Consider the following 5,251-nt stretch of genomic DNA (forward strand, 5'->3'; position numbering starts at 1 on the left):
GACTTCCAAGGCGCCACCTCCACCATCGCCTTCTCCTTCACCGGCACCCAGCGCACCGAAACCACCAAGTAACCACCACCAAGCCCCGCCGGGCCTGGTCGGGCGTCCCCCCTGCCCGATCAGGCCCGCCGGTATTTCCTGAGCCAGACTTGAGGCTTTTCCGCAGGGAAGCCTGAGCCAGACCGCCCAGACTCTTAGTCAGACGATGATCCACACCCGGAAGGAACGCCAGGACAATGAGCTCCCTCAGCATCAACGGACCCGCCCTCCACGGTCGGCGTTCCGCCGCGAAGACCACCCGCACAGAAACCTCCGCCGCACCAGCCACCGAAACGCGGCCCACCGCCGTCGACACCCCCGCTGAGACCACCACCGCTGAAACCACCACCGCAAAGCGTGGCGCCTTCCGACGCGTTGCCGGCACGGCCGTGAAGTTCCTCGGTATGGGAATGCTGGTCTTGGGCGCCCTGGTGTTCCTGTTCCTGGCGATCGGGCCGCGCGTCCTGGGCTACCAGACCTCAACCATGTTGACCGGTTCCATGGCGCCGATGATCAACCCGGGCGACGTCGTCGTGACCGTACCGACGTCCATCACGGACATCAAGGTGGGCGACGTGATCACCTATCACATCCCCGTGGAGGACCAGCGGGTGGAGACCCACCGCATCACCGAGATCACCGCAACGGCCGACGGCGGCGTGGCCGTGCAGACCAAAGGCGACGCGAACAACGGCATCGACCCTTGGATCGCCACCCTGCAGGGCGAAACGGTGGACAAGCAAGTGGCAACCATTCCCTACGTTGGCAACGCCATCCGTGCCCTGCGCGAACCCGTCGTCATGAACATCCTGATGTACGGTGCACCCGCCATCCTGGTCTTCGGAATGCTCGCCTCCATCTGGACCAAGGACCCCAGCAAGTCAGCGCCGGAAGGCGCCGCAGAGCCCCAGGCAGCAAGCGGTGAGTGAGGGCCCCGGAATCCCTGCCCTGGAACCGTGCAGGCTGCAGGCGCTGGCTGAAGAGTTGGGAGACTCCAGGCCGGCGCTCCGTTTCCTCTCCACGTACCTGTCCATGCTGCCCGGCCGGATCCTGAGGATCTCCAACGGCTTGTGCCACCATGACGCCGACGCCAGCATGGACGCGATCCTGAGCCTCAAGATCTCCTCGGCCATGGTGGGTGCGCTGGAGACCGAGGACCAATGCCGGGCCATCGAAACGATGATCCGTGAGGACCACTTCGATTCCGCGGTCCAGGCACTTCCGGCACTTCAGAACTCGACTGACCGTTGCTTCGCCGCAGGGCCGCAGCTGCTCGGGAAGGCGCAGGAATCTCTATGCTCCAGCGCCAGGCTTCCCAAGCAGGCTGGATTTCCCAAACCGGCCTAACGTTCAGCCGGCACGTTTGCCTCAACCGTTTTGACCTCGTGTGGCACCAGGAACAGCGCGGCAACAGCCAGAACGCCAGCGGCAGCAAACACATAGAAGCCGGCCGGGTAGGCGATGTTCGCAGCCACCAAGGTTCCCGTTACTGCAGGCCCAACGATCGCACCGAGCCTGCCGACGCCGGCGGCGAAGCCGAGCGCGGTTCCACGGAGACGAGCGGGGAACAGCTGGCTGACCCACGCGTAGACCAGCACCTGCGAGCTGAAGACGAAGATACCCGTGACGAACACGGCAGCATTGAGCAGGAATTCGTTCTGGATCTTGACGCTCAGGATCGCAAGGAATACGGCCGACAAGCCGAACCACAGCAGCACGATCTTCTTGGTTCCGTGTTTGTCAGCCAGCACTCCGGCCAGGAACAGCCCCGCCACGGCGCCCAGGTTCAAGACCAGCAGCAGCGTCAGGCCGGTGCTCACGGGGTATCCGGCGGCTGCCATCAGCTGCGGTAGCCACGTGTTGAGCCCGTAGACCAGCAACAATCCCATGAAGGACGCGATACCAATTCCCACAGCAACCACGGGATATGGCTTCTGCAGCAGATCGCGGAATCCGGTCTTGGGGGCTGTCTCTGTTGAGCGTCCGACGGCGGCAGGGGCCGTCGCGCTTCCGCCCACCTTGGCGGGGGCTGCTTCAGGTAGTGACTCAGGCAGCTTGGCCCACAGGAAGGGCAGCAGCACCAGTCCGGCGACGCCGCCGATGATGAACATGAGCCGCCAGTTCGGAACGATGAGGATGGCCAGCAGAGCGGTGGCCACTGCGCCCACGTGGTAGCCGGTCATGGTCCGGGTGGTGGACTTGCCTGCGGATCCTGCCGGGGCGTAATCGTTCATGTAGGCCAAAGCGGCGGGCAGGCATGCGCCCAGACCAAGTCCAGCCAGCAGGCGAAGGATTGAGAATACCGCCACGTTGGGGGCGAAGGCGATGCCGACGGTGAAAAGCGAGAAGCCCGCCACACAGGCGATCAGGAGTTTTCGGCGACCAAACTTGTCCGAGAGTGGCGCGATGAAGAGCGCGCCCAAGCCAACGCCCACCAAAGAGATGGTGGCCGCGAACGTGGCCCCGACTGCGTCGAAGCCGAGTTCCCCGGTTTTGATGAGTGTCGGGATGACGGTGCCCAGGACCACGAGGTCGAAACCGTCGAGGACCATGGCAAGCCAGCAGAGCCAAACAGGCCATTGGGAGCGGCGGGCAGATGACATCGTTGGCATAGCGTCCTCGGTACTTCTTTGTCATGGCTACGAGCCGGCAGAACGGCCGGTCGGTCATGAGAGTTGTATCACTGCATCATGTTGCGGCACACGTTCTACCATTGAATGGAAGGCGCTCTTGCGTGCCGCTCAACAAAGGAGTGCATCGTGGCCAACTCAACTTCCGGCGATTCTGTGGTTGACCGCGTTGTACGGGTGATTGCAGCCTTCCCTGAAGGCGTGACGTCGCTGCAGCTGACCGACTTGGCTGAGCGGGCGGGACTCCCGTTGTCCTCCGCCCACCGGCTGGTCCGCCAGCTCTCCGAGCATGGGTTGCTGGACCTTGGCGCAGGAGGGAATGTTCGGCTGGGACTCCGCTTGTGGGAACTCGTGAATCGAAATTCGCCCACGCTGGCCCTCCGGCAGGCGGCCATGCCGTTCATGGAGGACATCCAGCAAGTCTTGAACCAGAATGTGAACCTGGCTGTGCTGGATGGGTGGGAAGCGCTCTTTGTGGAGCGGCTCTCCAGGCGGGGATCTGTGGCCAACCGCGCCCGAATCGCCGGGCGGATGCCGGTCCACATCTCGTCTGCCGGATTGGCCCTGATGTCGCACCAGCCCCGAGAGCTGCAGGCGGAGTACCTCCAACAGTTCCAAGACCCTTCCGGGAAGGTGACGGCCGACGTCGTGCGTCACTTCCTGGCGGAAGCTGCCCAGCAGGGCTACGCGCAACTCGCGGGCGTGGTGGATCCGGACACGTGGGGAATTGCTGTGCCTGTGATGAACGGAAAGCGGCGTACTGTGGCGGCGCTCGGAGTGGTGGTTCCCCTTGCTGAGATGCGGCTTCAAGCGTTGGTTCCGGCACTGCAAACGGCGGCGCGGGGTATCGGTCGCCAACTGGGCGAATAGATCCAGCTTCCGTTCAACGGAATTGTTGTAACGCCAATCACGCAATGCGGGCCACACTGATTCCAGATCCGTCCCGCTTCCCAGCAAGCCGGGATCCGCAACGAAGCGAGGAACAACCATGGCACGCACACCCATCACCACCCAAGTCGCCATCATGGGCGCGGGCCCCGCAGGCCTCATGCTTTCCCACCTCTTGGCCCAGCAGGGCATCGCGTCCGTAGTGGTGGAGATTCGCAGCCGCAAGGACATCCAGGAGACAGTCCGTGCAGGCATTCTGGAGCACGGCACCGTGAACCTGCTGGTCGACTCCGGAGTGTCGGACCGGGTGCTCCGCGAAGGTGACCGGCACGACGGTATCGAGCTGCGCTTCAATGGGGAAAGCCACCGCATCAACTTCAAGGAACTCGTGGGTGAGTCCGTGTGGCTCTACCCGCAGACCGACGTCTTCATGGACCTTGCCGCGAAGCGTGAAGCTGACGGCGGCGACGTCCGCTACAGCGTGACGGACACCAGCGTGCACCACCTCGAAGGCAAGCCCAAAGTCTGGTTCACCGACGCCGAGGGCCGTGAGTTTGAGATTCAGGCCGATTTCCTGGTGGGCGCCGACGGTTCTCGCAGCCATTGCCGCTTCCAGATCCCCGAAGCCAACCGCAAGTGGTACTTCCACGAGTACCCGTTCGCTTGGTTCGGCATCCTCGCCGAAGCACCGCGCAGCGCCGACGAACTGATCTACGCCAACTCCGATAACGGCTTCGCCCTGATCAGCCAGCGAACCGAGAACGTTCAGCGCATGTATTTCCAGTGCGACCCCAAAGAGAATGTGGCCGACTGGGACGACGAACGCATCTGGTCCGAGTTCCGCAAGCGCGTCAACGGCAACGGGTTTGAACTCAAGGAAGGCCCAGTCCTGGAGAAGATGGTCCTCCCGTTCCGAAGCTTCGTTCACACCCCAATGCGCCACGGCAACCTCTTCCTCGCCGGGGACGCTGCGCACACCGTCCCGCCCACCGGTGCCAAGGGCCTTAACCTGGCTATCCACGACGTCAAGGTGCTCTTCGAAGGTCTGGATTCTTTCTATTCCAACGGATCCACTGCCCTGCTGGACTCCTACAGCGACCGCGCCTTGGACCGGGTGTGGAAGGCACAGCACTTCTCCTATTGGATGACTTCCATGCTGCACACCGTTCCCGGAGCCGACGACTTCGACCGTGCACGGCAACTCGGAGAGCTGCGCTCAGTGGTCACGTCCGAGCATGCCAAGGCATACCTGGCGGAGTCATACACGGGATGGCCTACGTCCCGCTGATTCCTCTCTGCTCACTTAGCAGGCACTCGATCTAACGATCCCCTGGCCTGAACAAGCGCTGGCCCGAACAAGCGCTGGACGGCGGTAGCTCACCTTTGGTGGCCTGCCGTCACGGTGGCCTGTCGTCGGCGGGTGTTGGTCGCAGTGTTGTCCGTCCGCCCTTCGGCGTCTGCACGATACTGCGACTGGAGTGCACGGCGTTGCGAGGTCGAGTTTGGAGTCGCCCGATGGGTGGCTCGCGAAACACCGATCTGTTTCTGGTCGGCCCACGCATGATGTACTCCCATCGATGGTGCGCTCCTCCCACATTCCACTGCCTCTATGTTCTGTGGGGTGTGTGGTGGTGGTTGCGTCGGGGTGTTTGGTGGGGGTCGATGTGGGGTGGGGGGATGAACCAGGGCACGCC

5 protein-coding genes are annotated in these 5,251 nt (G+C 63.2%); 4 read left to right on the top strand and 1 reads right to left on the bottom strand.

Annotated features, from left to right (window positions below; translation table 11 throughout):
* Positions 1-236: 236 nt before the first annotated feature.
* Together FQP90_RS22805 and FQP90_RS22810 are read left to right on the top strand one after the other, a co-directional pair.
* Positions 237-968, top strand: coding sequence for a signal peptidase I (locus FQP90_RS22805; protein ID WP_144653383.1), 732 nt, complete (start codon positions 237-239; stop codon positions 966-968).
* Positions 961-1,386, top strand: a complete 426-nt coding sequence (locus tag FQP90_RS22810) for an Hpt domain-containing protein (protein WP_144653385.1) — start codon at positions 961-963, stop codon at positions 1,384-1,386. The genes FQP90_RS22805 and FQP90_RS22810 overlap by 8 nt, the downstream gene beginning before the upstream one ends.
* Here the strand turns inward: FQP90_RS22810 and FQP90_RS22815 are convergent.
* A complete protein-coding gene (locus FQP90_RS22815; protein WP_144653387.1) occupies positions 1,383-2,651 on the bottom strand; it encodes an MFS transporter in 1,269 nt (422 codons plus the stop codon). The genes FQP90_RS22810 and FQP90_RS22815 overlap by 4 nt on opposite strands.
* A gap of 147 nt (positions 2,652-2,798) precedes the next feature.
* Here FQP90_RS22815 and FQP90_RS22820 point away from each other — a divergent pair, with 147 nt between their 5' ends.
* On the top strand, positions 2,799-3,539 hold the full coding sequence (locus FQP90_RS22820) for an IclR family transcriptional regulator (RefSeq protein WP_144653389.1): 741 nt from the start codon (positions 2,799-2,801) through the stop codon (positions 3,537-3,539).
* Positions 3,540-3,657: 118 nt separating this feature from the next.
* Complete coding sequence (locus tag FQP90_RS22825) at positions 3,658-4,845, top strand: 4-hydroxybenzoate 3-monooxygenase (RefSeq protein ID WP_144653391.1); 1,188 nt, start codon at positions 3,658-3,660, stop codon at positions 4,843-4,845.
* Positions 4,846-5,251: the final 406 nt, after the last annotated feature.

The sequence above is a fragment of the Paenarthrobacter nitroguajacolicus genome (assembly GCF_007786235.1).
In the GTDB taxonomy this organism is placed as follows: domain Bacteria; phylum Actinomycetota; class Actinomycetes; order Actinomycetales; family Micrococcaceae; genus Arthrobacter; species Arthrobacter nitroguajacolicus_A.

What these genes read in the sequence shown, in the direction of transcription:
- FQP90_RS22805 (WP_144653383.1), top strand. Translation starts at nt 237, where the DNA reads ATGAGCTCCCTCAGCATCAACGGACCCGCCCTCCACGGTCGGCGTTCC.
- FQP90_RS22815 (WP_144653387.1), bottom strand. Translation starts at nt 2,651, where the DNA reads ATGCCAACGATGTCATCTGCCCGCCGCTCCCAATGGCCTGTTTGGCTC.
- FQP90_RS22825 (WP_144653391.1), top strand. Translation starts at nt 3,658, where the DNA reads ATGGCACGCACACCCATCACCACCCAAGTCGCCATCATGGGCGCGGGC.